Below are 13,874 nucleotides of genomic sequence, written 5' to 3' on the forward strand. Positions count from 1 at the left end.
CCGGCGTCGGTGTGGTGATCGGCATGGCGGATGTTGCCACCGTTGGCCGCCACCCAGCCGGAGAGCGCACTGACCACTCCGGGACGGTCGGGGCAGATCACCTGCAGAATCGCTGTGGGCACGCTCATCGGCACCGGGGCCTGTCTCGAAGGGCATTGTGCCCGGCACTCCCCAGGCCAGTCGCCAGCAGGGCAGACGGCCATGCTGGTGCGGCGTACAGTCGCGCCAGACTTCGGTGCTCACCATGGCCGCTCAGCTGGCTTCCACCCTTCGTCATTCGCTGAGGCGGCTGGCCCTTGGAGCACTCGCCGTCGTGCTCAGCTTCGGATTGGTGGCCTGCGATGGCGGCCAGGCCAAGAAACCCCCGAGCATCGGCCCCGCCGACATGGCGATCATCCAGCGGCAGGCCGAGGGATTCCTTGCCGCCAAGGACCGTCTGCCCGAGCTGGCGTCACTGGTGAACGAGAAGAACTGGGTGTTCACCCGCAACCTGATTCACGGCCCGATGCAGGAAGTGGGTCGCGAAATGCTTTACATCAACCAGCGCCTCCTTCCCGCCGACCGCGCCAGGGCCACGGCCCTGGCCAAACAGCTCAAGAGCGCCCTCGCCGAGCTCGATGAGGCCGCCCGCCTCCAGGACGGAGAACGGCTGCGCAAGGGTTACATCAAAGTGGCCAGCGGTTTCGGCTCTTACGCCGAGGTGCTCCCCGCTGCCGCCCTGCCCAGCGGCTCCGCAGCCTGAGCCCCGGCCAGGCGGCAACGAAGACTCTGGCCGTTCCCAGCTCAGTGGTTGTCATCGGCGGCGGCATCGTCGCCCTGGCGACGGCCTGGCTGCTGCAGTGCCGCGGCCATCGGGTGCGGCTGATCGCCCCGGACGCCGACGGGGCGCATCCGCAGGAGTCCCGCAGCGGCAGTGCCGCGGCCCTGGGGGTGCTGATGGCCCAGGTGTTCCAGCGCAGCAGGGGCCGCGCCTGGCGCCTGCGCCAGACCTCCCTGAGCCTCTGGACTCAATGGCGCCAGAAGCTGAGCGGGCGTGGCTGCCCCATCCCCTTCCAGTCGGGCTTGCTGCTGTTGGCCAGGGACACCGGCGACGCCGAGCGGCTGCGGCAGCTGCTGGAGGAACGCCAGGCCCTCGGCCTGCCTCTGAGCTGGTGGGAGCCTTCGCGGCTGCAGGACCTGGGTCTGGGTGATGCCGAGAGCAGCCAGGGCGGCCTCCATTCCGCCCAGGACGGACAGCTGGATCCCCTGGCCGCCATGGACGCCTTTCGCCGTGATGGCCTGCAGCAGGGCCTGGAGCTGGTCAGCGACCTGGTGGTGGGGCTGGAGCGGCAGCCGACAGGCTGGAGAGTGCACGGCCTCTCAGCAGCGCAGGCCATGGAGGCCGAGTGGGTGGTGGTCGCAGCAGGCCTGGCCAGCGAGGGGCTGCTGGCACCCCTGGGGCACCAGCGACCACACCAGCCTGTACTGGGCCAGTGCCTGGAGCTGGCGACCTCCGTGCCGATCCGCTGGCCCTGCCCTGTGGTGTGGCAGGGCCTCAACCTGGTGCCCCGACCCGGCGGGGGGCTCTGGCTGGGGGCGACCCTCGAGCCGGGGGATCACGCCGACCCACAGTTGCTGGAGCCGATGCGGCAGCTGGCCGGCGAGGCCCCTGGCTGCGGCTGGCTGAGGGAGGCGGAAGTGATCCGCGGCTGGCAGGGACTGCGTGCCAGGCCCATCGGCCGACCAGCCCCGCTGCTGGAGCATCTGGAGCCAGGACTGCTGCTGCTGTGCGGTCACTATCGCAACGGTGTCCTGCTGGCTCCGGCCTCTGCCCAGTGGGCCGTGGAGCAGATCGAAAGTTCCCTTACCTGTCGTTAACGTATTCGGGGTGTTGGCTGGATAGCGTCGCCGGGTGACTGCAGGCCCGAAGCGTTCTCTCCCCACCATGAAACAAAGCCAGCCCAATTCCCTCGCCACGATCGGGACTGCCCTGGGGCTCGGGCTCAGCCTGGCCCTCTCCGCCTGCGGGGGAGGCAGCGGCGGCGGCGGCGGTCTCACCGGCAGCCTCAATGGAGCCGGAGCCTCCTTCCCGGCCTCGATCTATCAGCGCTGGTTCCAGGATCTGGCCAGCGAGGGCATCAACGTCAACTACCAGTCGGTGGGATCAGGGGCTGGTGTGCGTCAGTTCGTCGCGGGCACCATTGATTTCGGCGCCTCCGACGCCCCGATGAAGGACAAGGACATCGCCAAGGTCGAGCGGGGAGTGATTCAGGTCCCGATGACGGCGGGAGCCATCGCCGTGGCCTACAACCTGCCGGGTTGTGATCTCAAGCTCAGCCAGGAGCAGGTGGTTGGAGTGTTCCTCGGCAAGATCAAGAACTACAAGGATCTGGGCTGCGCCGACAAGCCGATCACCATCGTGCACCGCTCCGATGGATCCGGCACCACCTACAACTTCACCAACAGCCTGGCGGCCTTCAGCGACGAGTGGAAAAACGGACCTGGGGCGGCCAAGTCGGTGGCCTGGCCCACCGGTGTGGGTGCCAAAGGAAATGAAGGCATTGCCGCCACCTTGAAGCAGACACCCGGCGGCATCGGCTACGTGGAAACCGCCTACGTGCAAGGGGAACTGCAGGCGGCGGCCGTGCAGAACAAGACCGGTGAGATGCTCAAACCGACGAACGAAACCGCCAGTGCCGCCCTGGGCTCGATCGACATCGGTCCGGATCTGGTGGGCAGCGATCCCAATCCAGCCGCCGGCTACCCGATCGTGACCTTCACCTGGATCCTGCTCTACAAGAGCGGCAACGGTGACAAGACCGCGCTGCTTCAGAAGGTGTTCGAGCACACCCTCTCGGCCAAGGCCCAGTCGCTGGCCCCCGAACTGGGCTACGTGAGCCTGCCGCCCGAAGTGGTGACCCGCGCCAAGGAAGCAGTGGCCAGCATCGGCAACGCATTCGCGCCAGTTGAACGTTCCGGGACCTGAAACCGATCCCGGAGCAGCAAAAAGCCCTCTTTGCAGTGCAAAGAGGGCTTTCCTGGTTGAGGCCAAGATCAACGATCGAGCCGGGCAGCGTCAGCGGCCACCCGGCCACGATCACGGGTCGATCACTTGCTCTCGGTGAACTCGGCGTCGATCACATCATCGGCACTGGGGCCTGAGGACGACGTGGCGCCGGCAGCACCATTGCCGCCGGGTTCTCCAGCGCTGGCACCAGCTTCAGCGCCGGCCTGCTGGTAGACGGAGGCGCCCACTTCATAGAGCTCTTTCTGGAGCTCCTCGAGTCGGGTCTTCATGGCCTCGTAGTCCTCCTTGTCGAGAGCCTCCTGGAGCTGCTGGCGCTTCTCCTCCATCTTGGTTTTCACCTCAGCGCTCACCTTGTCGCCCAGGTCGGTGACCTGCTTCTCCGACTGGTAGAGGAGAGTTTCGGCCTGGTTCTTCAGGTCGATGCGCTCGCGCTTCTCCTTGTCGGCCGCCGAGTTGGTCTCGGCATCCTTCACCATCTTCTCCACCTCGGTCTCACTGAGGGTGGAAGCCCCGGTGATCGAGATGCTCTGCTCCTTGCCGCTGCCCTTGTCCTTGGCGGTGACGCTGAGGATGCCGTTGGCGTCGATGTCGAAGGTGACCTCGATCTGGGGGACGCCGCGGGGCGACGGCGGGATGCCGTCGAGGCGGAAGGTGCCGAGACTCTTGTTGTCGGAGGCAAGTTCGCGCTCACCCTGAAGCACGTGGATCTCGACGTTGGTCTGTCCATCCACCGCGGTGGAGTACACCTCGGCTTTCTTGGTGGGGATGGTGGTGTTGCGGGTGATCATCTTGGTCATCACGCCACCCAGGGTTTCGACGCCCAGCGACAGCGGGGTGACATCGAGGAGAAGGATGTCCTTCACCTCACCGGCCAGCACGCCGCCCTGGATCGCGGCACCCACGGCCACCACCTCATCGGGGTTCACCGTCTGGTTGGGCTCCTTGCCGGTGACCCGCTTGACCAGCTCAAGCACGGCGGGGATGCGGGGGGAACCACCCACCATCACCACTTCATCGAGCTCTGACGAGGAGAGCTTGGCGTCCTTGAGCGCCTGCTCCACCGGCACTCGGCAGCGGTCGATCAGCTTGGAGGCCAGCTCCTCGAATTTCGCCCGGGTGAGGGTGAGATCGAGGTGCTTGGGACCCTCGGGAGTGGCCGTGATGAACGGCAGGTTGATCTCGCTCTGGGTGGCACTGGAGAGCTCGATCTTGGCCTTCTCGGCCGCCTCGGTCAGGCGTTGCAGGGCCTGCTTGTCCTGGCGCAGATCGATGCCCTCATTGGCCTTGAAGCTGGCGGCCAGATGATCGACGATCACCTTGTCGAAGTCGTCGCCGCCCAGGTGGGTGTCGCCACTGGTGGAGAGCACCTCGAAGACGCCATCGCCCACCTCGAGCACCGAGACGTCGAACGTGCCGCCGCCCAGGTCGAAGACCAGGATGCGCTCGTTGCTCTTGCGATCCAGGCCGTAGGCCAGGGCCGCCGCCGTGGGCTCGTTGATGATGCGCAGCACCTCGAGGCCGGCGATCTTGCCGGCATCCTTGGTGGCCTGACGCTGGGAGTCGTTGAAGTAGGCCGGCACCGTGATCACCGCCTGGGTGACGGTTTCACCGAGGTACTTGCCGGCGTCGTCGGCCAGCTTGCGCAGCACCTGGGCGCTCACCTCTTCAGGGGCGAACTGCTTGTTCAGCACCGGGCACTTCACCTTCACATTGGCGCCCGCCTTCTCGACGCCATAGCTCACTTCCTTCGATTCTTCGTTCACCTCATCGACCCGGCGGCCGATGAACCGCTTCACCGAGTAGAAGGTGTTCTCAGGGTTCATCACCGCCTGGCGCTTGGCGATCTGGCCCACCAGCTGATCCTGGTTTTTGGTGTAGGCCACCACTGATGGTGTGGTCCGGAACCCTTCTGCGTTGGCGATAACAGTGGGCTTGCCGCCCTCCATCACCGCCACGCAGCTGTTCGTCGTGCCCAGGTCAATGCCGACAACCTTGCCCATGGGTTCTCACCTCCTCTGAATTGAATGTTCTGTCCCATGCATCTTCAGCAGTGGGGGCCACCGCAGGCGAGGTGTGGTTTCCGAACAGTGGGCGGGCGGGCGGCGGCCAGACCCGTACATTTCGCTGCCGGCATCGCCCCAGACCCCAGCCGCCATGCCCCCTGAGATCTCCGCCCACACCTCGCTCGTGGCCGTTCTCGGCGATCCGATTCGCCATTCTCTTTCGCCGGCCATGCACAACGCCGCCCTCCGGCAGTTGGGCCTCGACTGGGTCTATCTGGCCCTGCTGGTGGAGGCCAATGATCTGGCGGCGGTGGTGAGGGCGCTGGAGGCCATCGACTGCCACGGGCTGAACGTGACGCTGCACCACAAGCGGGCGGTGGCGGAGCTGGCGGCGGAGCTCACCCCCCTGGCCCGGCGGGTCGGGGCCGTGAACACCCTGGTGCGGCGCGAGGGCGGCGGCTGGCTGGGCACCAACACCGACGTGGAGGGCTTCCTGGCGCCGCTGCGTGGCATCGCCAACGCGGAAGGGGTTTCGGTGCCGGACCTGGCGGGGGGGCGGGCCCTGGTGCTGGGCTGCGGCGGCAGTGCCCGGGCTGTGGTGGCGGCACTGGTGGAGCTGGGACTGGAGCGCATTCAGCTGGCCGGGCGGCGGCCCGATGCCCTGGCGGCGTTTCAGGCGGAGTGCGGGTCCTGGGCAGCGCAGCTGAGTGGGGTGGCCTGGCCGGCAGCGGCCGGTGAGCGCGGCGATCTGATCAAGGCACTGGCTGAGGCCGATCTGGTGGTCAATACCACCCCGGTGGGCATGGGAGCCAGCTCCAGCGCCTGCCCTCTGGATGCGGCTGAGCTCGACGCTCTGCGTGCGGGCAGCCTGATCTACGACCTGATCTACACCCCCCGGCCAAGCCGCCTGCTGCAGGAGGGCCGTCAGCGGGGCTGCGGTGTGCTCGATGGCCTGGAGATGCTGGTGCAGCAAGGGGCCGCCGCCCTGCGGCTCTGGCTCGGTGAGCCAGAGCGAGGCCACTCCGAGCCCATGCCGCTGCCGCTGGCGGCGATGCGCCAGGCCGCCCTCGATCAGCTGGGCAACGCCTGACACCGGCCCACGTGAGCTCTCCCCCTAGCCTGGGCGGAGTGCAGCCACCCAGTCCCGCATCCATGGAAGGCCCCCCGCTCTGGCAACGGCTCCTGGCCGTACTGGCCTATCTGCTGCCCTGGAGTGATGGGGTGCCTTTCGGTGAGGCCCTGTTCAGCCTGGTGCCGGCCCTGCAGTGGCTGGTGCTGCCGGCCCTGCCGCTGATGGCCCTGCAGCAGCAGATTCCCTTCGGGGGCTTTCTGCTCTTCCTGGTGCTGTTCCTGGCGGTGGTGCGCAATGCCCGGGTGCCCTACTTCATTCGCTTCAACGTGCTGCAGGCGATCCTGATCGACATCGTGCTGATCCTGCTGTCGCTGGCCTTCAGCGTTCTGCTGCGCCCGCTGGGGGGAGGCTTTGCTTTGCGCACCCTCAGCAACACCGTGTTTCTGGGCACCCTGCTGCTGGTGGTGTTCTCGGTGGTGCAGAGCATCCGTGGCCGTGAACCCGACATCCCCACCGTCTCGGAAGCGGTGCGGATGCAGCTCTATTGACGTCACTGGCGGGAGCGTGGGGAGAGGGAGAAGACCGGCAGGTAGGGTGATTGATCCGTTGCTGGCAGCGCTCTGCCGCCGGCCTCCCACGAGCCCATCACGGAGCCTCAGCCCCCCATGTCGCAGAAGCCTTACTACGAAACCATGTACATCCTTCGTCCGGACATCCCGGAGGAAGAGGTGGAAACCCATGTGGCCAAGTACCGCGATCTGCTCAGCGAAGCAGGCGCTGAAGTGCTCGATTGCCAGATGCGCGGCAAGCGCCGCCTGGCCTACACGATCGCCAAGCACCGCGAAGGCATTTACGTTCAGCTCAACCACGACGGTGACGGCCAGCAGGTGGCCCTGCTTGAGCGCGCCATGCGCCTCAGCGAGGACGTGATCCGCTACCTCACCGTCAAGCAGGACGGTCCGCTGCCCACCCCCCGCAGTGCTCCTGCGGCAGCCGAGCCTGTGGCAGCCGAGAGCTGAGCCAGCACGGATCGACGGATCCCGCCCAATCTGGGGATGATGGGTCAGCCCTCATCCCTGGCGAGCTCATGGCTACAGACCTCCACAGGCCAGGAAACACGCCGGTGCCGATTCCGGCCGAACTGCGCAGCCCAGAGCCGGAGTCGCAGAAACCGGAAGACCGGCTGAGAAACGCCCTGAGAGAGGCAACTCTGGAGTTGGAGGCCACCAAGGCCCAGCTGTTGACCTGCCAGCAGGACCTTGACCGGGCGCGACGCCAACTGGCCGATCTCGAGGAGCTGATCAGGGATCTGCCCCAGATCTTCGAGCGAAAATTTCATCAGCGCCTGCAGCCCCTGCTCGATCAGCAGCTGCTGCTGGCCCAGGACAATCAGGCCCTCAGGGAGCAGGCCAGGCGCCTGCTCCCTCCGGCACCACCACCTCCCCCGCCCGACCCCGAGAGCGAGCGCAGGCCAGCCTCAGAGTCAAGCCAGCAGGAAGCACTGGCGCCATTACGGGCCCTGCGACAGCGTTGGCTTAGGCGTTAAGTCTCCTCGCCTGGCGGTGCTGCCTCAAGCCTGACGCCGACTGGCCGCCCAGAGGCGCGTGGGCATCCCCCACACATAGATGAATCCCTCGGCGGCCCGGTGATCGAAGCGATCGTCACTGCCATAGGTGGCCATGGCGGGCACATACAGGCTGTCGCTGCTGCTGGCACGACCGATCACCACCGCATTGCCCTTGTGCAGGCGCAGACGCACCACGCCGTTGACCGTGGCCTGGGTGCAATCCAGGAAACCATCAAGGGCCTGCTTGAGTGGACCGAACCAGAGACCCTGATAGACGAGATCAGCCCAGCTGGATTCGATCTGGCGCTTGTAACGCACCACGTCAGCAGCCAGGGTGAGGCTCTCCAGCTCCTGGTGGGCACGGATCAGCAGCAGCAGGCCTGGCGTTTCATAGATCTCTCTTGACTTGATCCCCACCACCCTGTTCTCGATGATGTCGAGGCGGCCGAAGCCATGGAGGCCAGCAACCTCATTGGCGCGGCGGATCACACCGACCGGATCGAGGCTGACGCCATCAATCGCCACCGGATTGCCCTGCTCGAAGCTGATCTCCACCACCTGGGGCTCATCCGGGGTGTCGCGGATCGAGCGGGTCATGGCAAACACCTCTTCGGGGGGCTCCACCATCGGATCCTCCAGCGGACCCGCCTCGATGCTGCGGCCCAGCAGGTTCAGATCGATCGAATAGGGATTCTTCTTGCTCACCGGCGCCGGGATGCCGCAGCGCTCGCCGTAGGCAATCGTTTCCTCACGGCTCATGGCCCATTCCCTCGCCGGGGTGAGCACCTTCAGATCGGGAGCCAGGGCACCGATCGCCACATCGAAACGCACCTGATCATTGCCTTTGCCCGTGCAGCCATGGGCAACGGCATCGGCGCCCTGCTCCCGCGCCACCTCCACCAGCCGGCGGGCGATCAGGGGACGGGCCAGGGCTGTGGAGAGGGGATAGCGCCCCTCGTAGAGAGCATTGGCGCGGATGGCGGGGAACGCGAACTCGCGGATGAAGGGATCGATCAGATCCCCCACGATCGACTGGCTGGCGCCGGAGTCGAGCGCCTTCTGGCGGATCGGCTCCAACTCGTCGCCCTGTCCGAGATCGGCGGCGAAGGTGATCACCTCCTCCACGCCCCATTCCTGCTTGAGGTAGGGAATGCAGACACTGGTATCCACCCCGCCGGAGTAGGCGAGCACCACCCGCTTTGCCCTGGCGCCCTGCTCCTTTGCCATCCCCTCAGTCCTGTACGTGCGAGCTGTTGCAGGATTGTCCCTCGTCACCGTCACCGGAGCGGCCCGCGGCTGCGGCCGGCACCCGGTCCCAGCGGCTGGCGATCCATGCCCCCATCAGCAGCGGTGGGATCAGCACCAGAGCCCACACCTTCCAGGGCACCACGGCCAGGGGTTCGGGCCAGCGCTGGCCGGCCGACACCAGCAGGGCACTGATCAACAGAGCCAGGCTCCAGCCCAGGAACAGCGAAAGGAGTTTGCTGTCGGCCACGGGGATGGTTCGGGGTGCTGGCTTATGGTGGTCGATCGGCGTCCAACGGTTGCACGCTTCACAGGCTTTCCATGAGCACCCTCGACAGCATCAACCCCTCCCTCACCCGCTACCGGCGGGATGAGCCGGCGCCGGTGCTGCCCTTGCGGGATGAGCCCGATCTGCTCAGCTGGCTGGAGAGCAGTGGCCGCCTGGTGGCCGATGAGGAAACCGCCGCTCCGGATGTGAGCACGGTGGAAGAAGAGGAGCTCTCGGCTCTGATGGGCGAGAAGGAGGAGTACAACCAGGCCGATGAGCAGTCGGATGAGAACTGGGAAGATTGAGATCCTGACCTAAGGTCCGGCCGCATCGCCACAGCGCCACGGCGGCGCCCGGAGTCTTGGCCCGAACAAACCCAGTGCCGGCCCCAGGGGCCACCGCAGCCCCAGTCGATGGTCGGCTCAGTGCCCTGGGACTGACCCTGGGCCTGCTGATTGTCTGCGTGCTCTGCGACGGCCTCAGCGGCGCTCCCCAGCTCACACCGCCCCTGCTGGTGGCCGCCCTGGTGAGCTGGGCGCTCTGCCACTGGGGGGTGCCCCGACTGCGGGCCCTGAAACTCGGCCAGGTGATCCGGGAGGAAGGCCCCCAAGCCCACCACGGCAAGGCCGGAACGCCCACCATGGGCGGCCTGCTGGCGGTGCCGGCAGGGGTGATCGTGGGGGGACTGGTCTCCCCCGGCGATGACCGGCTGCTGGCGGTGGCGGCAATCACCCTGGCCTACCTGGCCATCGGCGGCATCGACGACTGGCGCAGCCTCACCCGCCAGACCAACACCGGCCTGACCCCCCGGGGCAAACTGCTGCTTCAGGCCCTGGCGGCGGCCCTGTTCCTGGCCTGGGCCCAGCGGAACCTCTGGATCCACCCCGATGTCTCCCTGGCCCTGGGCTGGGTGCTGCCCCTCGGTCTGCTGATCCTGCCCCTGGGGTTGTTCGTGTTCCTGGCGGAGAGCAACGCCACCAACCTCACCGACGGCCTCGATGGCCTGGCGGCCGGCTGCGGCGCCATCGTCTTCACCGGCTTCGGCGCCCAGCTGATGTTGCGGGGGTCCCTGGGGGATCCGGCCATGGCCGGCTTCTGCGCCGCCATGGCCGGGGCCTGGCTGGGGTTCCTGGCCCACAACCGCCACCCGGCCCGGGTGTTCATGGGCGACACCGGCTCGCTGGCCATGGGTGCGGCCCTGAGCGCGGTGGCCCTGCTCAGCGACAGCCTCTGGCCGCTGCTGCTGATGGGAGGCGTGTTCCTGGCGGAATCGCTCTCGGTGATCCTGCAGGTGTGGGTGTTCAAGGCCACCAAGGGGCCCGATGGCCAGGGCCGCCGCCTGTTCCGCATGGCACCGCTGCATCACCATTTCGAACTGGGGGGCCTGCCCGAGCTGACGGTGGTGGTGCGCTTCTGGGGGGCGAGCGCGCTGCTGGTGCTGCTGGGATTGCTGCTGTTGCCCTGAGCGGATCGGCAGCAGCAGACTTGAGAGGTGAATGAAGAAACGGGAGTCTGAAGTGGCCTACTTCACCTGGAAGGAACAGGGTCTGACCGCCGACTGCGCCAGCCTCGAGGCCATGGCGGCCCGCTTCGAGGAGGCGGCGGCCCTGATGCGGCGCATGGCCGCTGAGGGGTTCAGCCTGGAGCGGCACAGCGACGGGCAGCACATCACCCATCCCGATGCGGGTGTGTTCGAGGCCTACGGGTTCATCAGCGAGGAGCCGCCGGTGCGCCAGCTGGATCTGATCCCGGGGACCTGAGCGGTTCCCGGCGGGGCCTCAGCGGCGCAGGTAACCCACCACCCATACGGCCACGAACCCCAGCGAAGAGAGCACCAGATAGATCAGGGCCCACTTCTGGAACGTGGCGATGTCCTGGCCGAACACCAGGCCGGCATCGGCATCACCGGCGGTGGAGAAGGCGAACAGCAGGCTCAGCAAGGTGGTCGGGCGCGGATGCCTTCTCTAGCAGGCTTTGCCGGGGGCGAAGATCGGGAAAGATCTCCACAAGCCCATGGCCGCAGCCCCCTTCCCGCGAACCCTGATGCTGCTGGGCAGCGGTGAACTGGGCAAGGAGGTGGCCATCGCCGCCCAGCGGCTGGGCTGCCGGGTCATCGCCGTCGACCGTTATCCCGGTGCGCCGGCGATGCAGGTGGCCGATCAGGCGGAGGTGATCGCCATGACCGACCCGGAGGCCCTCAAGGCAGTCGTGAGGCGCCACCGCCCCGATCTGGTCATCCCGGAAATCGAGGCCCTGGCCGTGGATGCCCTGGCCGCAATCGAAGCGGAGGGGATCACGGTGATTCCCACCGCCCGTGCCACGGCCGTGACCATGAACCGCGACCGGATCCGGGATCTGGCTGCCGGCACGCTCGGCCTGCGTACGGCCCGCTTCGCCTACGCCGAGAGTGCCGAGGAGCTGGCGACGGCCGCGGCTCCCCTGGGCTGGCCCGTGGTGGTGAAGCCGGTGATGAGCTCCTCCGGCAAGGGCCAGAGCGTGGTGCGATCAGAGGACGGCCTGGCCGCCGCCTGGCAGGCGGCCCTGGATGGGGCCCGGGGTGCCGGCGCCCGAGTGATCGTGGAGGAGTTCCTGTCCTTCGAGCTGGAGATCACCCTGCTCACGGTCAGGCCCTGGTCGGGCCCCACCCTCTTCTGCCCGCCGATCGGCCATGTGCAGGAACGCGGCGACTACCAATGCAGCTGGCAGCCGGCAGGCCTCGGCGAAGCGCAGCTGGCGGCCGCCCAGGCCATGGCCCTGGCCGTCACCGACGAACTGGGGGGCGCCGGGCTGTTCGGGGTGGAGTTCTTCCTCTGCGGCGAACCAGGCCGGGAGGAGGTGGTCTTCTCCGAGCTCTCCCCCCGCCCCCACGACACTGGCCTCGTCACCCTGATGGGGCAGAACCTGAGCGAATTCGAGCTGCACCTGCGGGCGGTGCTGGGCCTGCCGATCCCCGCGATCCGCTCCAGCTCAGCCGCCGCCAGCCGGGTGATCCTGGCGGATCAGACCCTCGACGCCGTGGCTTACACCGGCGTGGCCGAAGCCCTGGCAGAGCCAGACACTCAGGTGCTGCTCTTCGGCAAACCCAACGCCCGCCCCAATCGCCGCATGGGGGTGGCCCTGGCCGCCGGGGCGGACGTGGCCGAAGCAAGGACACGGGCTGATCGTGCCGCCGGAAAGATCACAGTGGTCGCGGCAAGCTGAGCAGCGCTGCCCCCTGGCCTTCAGCCGTTTTCGGTTTTATGGTGCGCCGGTCAGGATTCCCCATGGCCCAGGCCCAGCGTCGCCCCAACCGTCCAGCCGCCGGCAAGGTCGACGCTGCCAATCAGGCTGAGCGAGCCGCCGCCACGGTGATTGCCCTCAGCCGTCGCCAGGGGCGCGGCGAGACCAAACCCAAGCCCATGGGTTCGCTCAGGCGTGCCCTGCGCCCGGCCATCCTGTTGGCCTTCGCCAGCGGCATCGGCCTGGGCTATGGCCTGGCGGGGCCATTGCCACGGCTGATCGGTCCCGTCCTGGCGGCACTGAACCACACGGCACCAACTCTCGGCAAGCTGGTGCCGGCGCTCCCCGTCGACCAGCACCGCATCTTGATCCTGGGCTCCGACCAGATCAGCGGCAGCACCGACGTGATGGTGGTCGTCGACATCCACGACGGCACCACCAAGCTCACCCAGGTGCCTCGGGACACGTTCATCGAATCGAGTCGCTTCGGTGTGCTCAAGGCCAACGCCCTTTACGCCTCCGGTGGGGTGGAGGCAGTCAAGGAGGAGCTCACCACCTTGCTCTCCACCCCGGTCGACCGTTATCTGCTAGTGAATCTGGATGCGGTGCAGAACCTTGCCGAAGCCCTGGGGGGTGTCGAGGTGGATGTGCCCAAGCGGATGTACTACACCGACAGCCGCCAGGGTCTCTACATCGATCTCTACCCAGGCCTGCAGTTACTCAAGGGCAAGGACCTCGAGGGGTCTCTGCGCTTCCGCCACGACGAGCTGGGCGACATTGGCCGGAGGGAACGCCAGCAACTGGTGATCCGGGAGGTGTTCCGCAAACTGGCCCAGCCCAGCGTCGTGACACGCCTGCCGGAGCTGCTTCGGATCGCCGGCAACGACATCAGCACCGATCTCTCTCCCCTGGAGCTGGGGAACCTGATCAGCAAGCTGGGCAACACCAGGCTCAGCACCGATCGGCTGGCGGGCCGTCTGTACTGGCACGACGATCTGAGCTACTGGATGCCGGATCTGAACGCCGAGCACGCCGCGTCCCTGGAGCCGGAAACCGGCGAAGCGGAATCCAGCCCCTGAATCTTCAGTGTCCGGGTCAGGGAGACCCCAGCTGAGCCGGGGTGATCTCCACCAAGGCCATACCGGCGTCACCCCAGCCATTGGCGGGCAGCAGGTCGGGAGCCCCCGGGCCGGGTTGAGCAGCGGCACCGGCGGCGAAGCCGCCGTTGGTCCAGGCCAGAAGCAACCCTCGAAGAGCACCCCCGCCCTCCGCCAGGGTGGAGCCCAGGTTGAAGTGATCGCCACCACGGACCAGCACGAGGCGATGGCCACCCCCGCCACGGCTGGCCTCCCGGCGCATGGGCCGGATCGCTTCCGGATCCGGTGGCACTACCCAGTCGCGGGTGCCGCTCACCAGCAAGACGCGGGCGTTCATGCCCTGTCCCGCTCCGGTGTCGAACAGCAGCGACATCGGCGGACTCACCGCCACACCCC

At 67.3% G+C, this 13,874-nt stretch carries 17 protein-coding genes and 1 pseudogene; 12 read left to right on the forward strand and 6 right to left on the reverse strand.

Annotation, left to right across the window (positions count from 1 at the left end):
* Positions 1-128 (reverse strand): ACT domain-containing protein (locus KBY78_RS10510; RefSeq protein ID WP_255143559.1); only part of this gene is annotated, 128 nt, incomplete at its 3' end.
* Between the two features lie 107 nt (positions 129-235).
* Between KBY78_RS10510 and psbQ the strand changes: the two genes are divergently transcribed.
* The 3 genes from psbQ (at position 236) to pstS (ending at position 2,965) form a co-directional block, all read left to right on the forward strand.
* Positions 236-742: a photosystem II protein PsbQ gene (gene psbQ, locus KBY78_RS10515; protein WP_399215715.1), complete on the forward strand. Its 507-nt coding sequence runs from the start codon at positions 236-238 to the stop codon at positions 740-742.
* A gap of 44 nt (positions 743-786) precedes the next feature.
* Positions 787-1,857 carry an FAD-binding oxidoreductase gene (locus KBY78_RS10520; RefSeq protein ID WP_255143549.1) on the forward strand — a complete coding sequence of 357 codons (1,071 nt, stop codon included), beginning with the start codon at positions 787-789 and terminating at the stop codon, positions 1,855-1,857.
* 67 nt (positions 1,858-1,924) lie between these two features.
* Positions 1,925-2,965: a phosphate ABC transporter substrate-binding protein PstS gene (gene pstS / locus KBY78_RS10525; RefSeq protein WP_255143550.1), complete on the forward strand. Its 1,041-nt coding sequence runs from the start codon at positions 1,925-1,927 to the stop codon at positions 2,963-2,965.
* A gap of 122 nt (positions 2,966-3,087) precedes the next feature.
* Here pstS and dnaK read toward each other — a convergent pair whose 3' ends face one another.
* Complete coding sequence (gene dnaK / locus KBY78_RS10530) at positions 3,088-5,007, reverse strand: molecular chaperone DnaK (RefSeq protein ID WP_255143551.1); 1,920 nt, start codon at positions 5,005-5,007, stop codon at positions 3,088-3,090.
* Between the two features lie 154 nt (positions 5,008-5,161).
* Here dnaK and KBY78_RS10535 point away from each other — a divergent pair, with 154 nt between their 5' ends.
* The 4 genes from KBY78_RS10535 to KBY78_RS10550 all read left to right on the forward strand — a co-directional run bounded on the left by KBY78_RS10535 (position 5,162) and on the right by KBY78_RS10550 (position 7,628).
* Positions 5,162-6,100: a shikimate dehydrogenase gene (locus tag KBY78_RS10535; protein WP_255143552.1), complete on the forward strand. Its 939-nt coding sequence runs from the start codon at positions 5,162-5,164 to the stop codon at positions 6,098-6,100.
* Between the two features lie 62 nt (positions 6,101-6,162).
* Positions 6,163-6,630, forward strand: coding sequence for a Tic20 family protein (locus KBY78_RS10540; RefSeq protein WP_006172703.1), 468 nt, complete (start codon positions 6,163-6,165; stop codon positions 6,628-6,630).
* Between the two features lie 117 nt (positions 6,631-6,747).
* Positions 6,748-7,101, forward strand: coding sequence for a 30S ribosomal protein S6 (rpsF, locus tag KBY78_RS10545; RefSeq protein ID WP_255143553.1), 354 nt, complete (start codon positions 6,748-6,750; stop codon positions 7,099-7,101).
* Positions 7,102-7,169: 68 nt separating this feature from the next.
* On the forward strand, positions 7,170-7,628 hold the full coding sequence (locus KBY78_RS10550) for a hypothetical protein (protein WP_255143554.1): 459 nt from the start codon (positions 7,170-7,172) through the stop codon (positions 7,626-7,628).
* 24 nt (positions 7,629-7,652) lie between these two features.
* Here the strand turns inward: KBY78_RS10550 and KBY78_RS10555 are convergent, their stop codons facing one another.
* Both KBY78_RS10555 and KBY78_RS10560 read right to left on the reverse strand, forming a co-directional pair.
* Positions 7,653-8,876 (reverse strand): argininosuccinate synthase, encoded by a 1,224-nt coding sequence (locus tag KBY78_RS10555; RefSeq protein WP_255143555.1) that lies wholly within the window; start codon positions 8,874-8,876, stop codon positions 7,653-7,655.
* A gap of 4 nt (positions 8,877-8,880) precedes the next feature.
* Positions 8,881-9,144, reverse strand: coding sequence for a hypothetical protein (locus KBY78_RS10560; RefSeq protein ID WP_255143556.1), 264 nt, complete (start codon positions 9,142-9,144; stop codon positions 8,881-8,883).
* Between the two features lie 71 nt (positions 9,145-9,215).
* Here KBY78_RS10560 and KBY78_RS10565 point away from each other — a divergent pair, with 71 nt between their 5' ends.
* The 3 genes from KBY78_RS10565 to KBY78_RS10575 all read left to right on the forward strand — a co-directional run bounded on the left by KBY78_RS10565 (position 9,216) and on the right by KBY78_RS10575 (position 10,922).
* Positions 9,216-9,467 carry a DUF3134 domain-containing protein gene (locus KBY78_RS10565; RefSeq protein WP_006172708.1) on the forward strand — a complete coding sequence of 84 codons (252 nt, stop codon included), beginning with the start codon at positions 9,216-9,218 and terminating at the stop codon, positions 9,465-9,467.
* Positions 9,468-9,541: 74 nt separating this feature from the next.
* Positions 9,542-10,627, forward strand: coding sequence for a phospho-N-acetylmuramoyl-pentapeptide-transferase (gene mraY, locus KBY78_RS10570; RefSeq protein ID WP_255143560.1), 1,086 nt, complete (start codon positions 9,542-9,544; stop codon positions 10,625-10,627).
* A 52-nt stretch (positions 10,628-10,679) separates the two neighbouring features.
* Positions 10,680-10,922: a hypothetical protein gene (locus KBY78_RS10575; RefSeq protein ID WP_197166603.1), complete on the forward strand. Its 243-nt coding sequence runs from the start codon at positions 10,680-10,682 to the stop codon at positions 10,920-10,922.
* A gap of 18 nt (positions 10,923-10,940) precedes the next feature.
* Here KBY78_RS10575 and KBY78_RS10580 read toward each other — a convergent pair whose 3' ends face one another.
* Positions 10,941-11,102, reverse strand: coding sequence for a hypothetical protein (locus KBY78_RS10580; protein WP_006172711.1), 162 nt, complete (start codon positions 11,100-11,102; stop codon positions 10,941-10,943).
* A gap of 73 nt (positions 11,103-11,175) precedes the next feature.
* On the opposite strand from KBY78_RS10580, the gene purT reads away from it, so the two are divergent.
* Positions 11,176-12,363 (forward strand): formate-dependent phosphoribosylglycinamide formyltransferase, encoded by a 1,188-nt coding sequence (gene purT / locus KBY78_RS10585; RefSeq protein WP_255143557.1) that lies wholly within the window; start codon positions 11,176-11,178, stop codon positions 12,361-12,363.
* A gap of 62 nt (positions 12,364-12,425) precedes the next feature.
* A complete protein-coding gene (locus KBY78_RS10590) occupies positions 12,426-13,460 on the forward strand; it encodes an LCP family protein (RefSeq protein WP_255143558.1) in 1,035 nt (344 codons plus the stop codon).
* 16 nt (positions 13,461-13,476) lie between these two features.
* Here KBY78_RS10590 and KBY78_RS10595 read toward each other — a convergent pair.
* Positions 13,477-13,874 (reverse strand): annotated as a pseudogene (locus KBY78_RS10595) (dienelactone hydrolase); the annotation flags it as partial.

Origin of the sequence: Synechococcus sp. EJ6-Ellesmere (assembly GCF_024345875.1) — a bacterium.
GTDB classification, from domain to species: Bacteria; Cyanobacteriota; Cyanobacteriia; order PCC-6307; family Cyanobiaceae; genus Regnicoccus_A; species Regnicoccus_A antarcticus.

Bases quoted from the DNA above. Each gene is read 5' to 3' on its own strand.
- pstS (WP_255143550.1), top strand. From the start codon at position 1,925: ATGAAACAAAGCCAGCCCAATTCCCTCGCCACGATCGGGACTGCCCTG.
- dnaK (WP_255143551.1), bottom strand. From the start codon at position 5,007: ATGGGCAAGGTTGTCGGCATTGACCTGGGCACGACGAACAGCTGCGTG.
- KBY78_RS10535 (WP_255143552.1), top strand. From the start codon at position 5,162: ATGCCCCCTGAGATCTCCGCCCACACCTCGCTCGTGGCCGTTCTCGGC.
- KBY78_RS10540 (WP_006172703.1), top strand. From the start codon at position 6,163: ATGGAAGGCCCCCCGCTCTGGCAACGGCTCCTGGCCGTACTGGCCTAT.
- rpsF (WP_255143553.1), top strand. From the start codon at position 6,748: ATGTCGCAGAAGCCTTACTACGAAACCATGTACATCCTTCGTCCGGAC.
- KBY78_RS10550 (WP_255143554.1), top strand. From the start codon at position 7,170: ATGGCTACAGACCTCCACAGGCCAGGAAACACGCCGGTGCCGATTCCG.
- KBY78_RS10555 (WP_255143555.1), bottom strand. From the start codon at position 8,876: ATGGCAAAGGAGCAGGGCGCCAGGGCAAAGCGGGTGGTGCTCGCCTAC.
- KBY78_RS10565 (WP_006172708.1), top strand. From the start codon at position 9,216: ATGAGCACCCTCGACAGCATCAACCCCTCCCTCACCCGCTACCGGCGG.
- purT (WP_255143557.1), top strand. From the start codon at position 11,176: ATGGCCGCAGCCCCCTTCCCGCGAACCCTGATGCTGCTGGGCAGCGGT.
- KBY78_RS10590 (WP_255143558.1), top strand. From the start codon at position 12,426: ATGGCCCAGGCCCAGCGTCGCCCCAACCGTCCAGCCGCCGGCAAGGTC.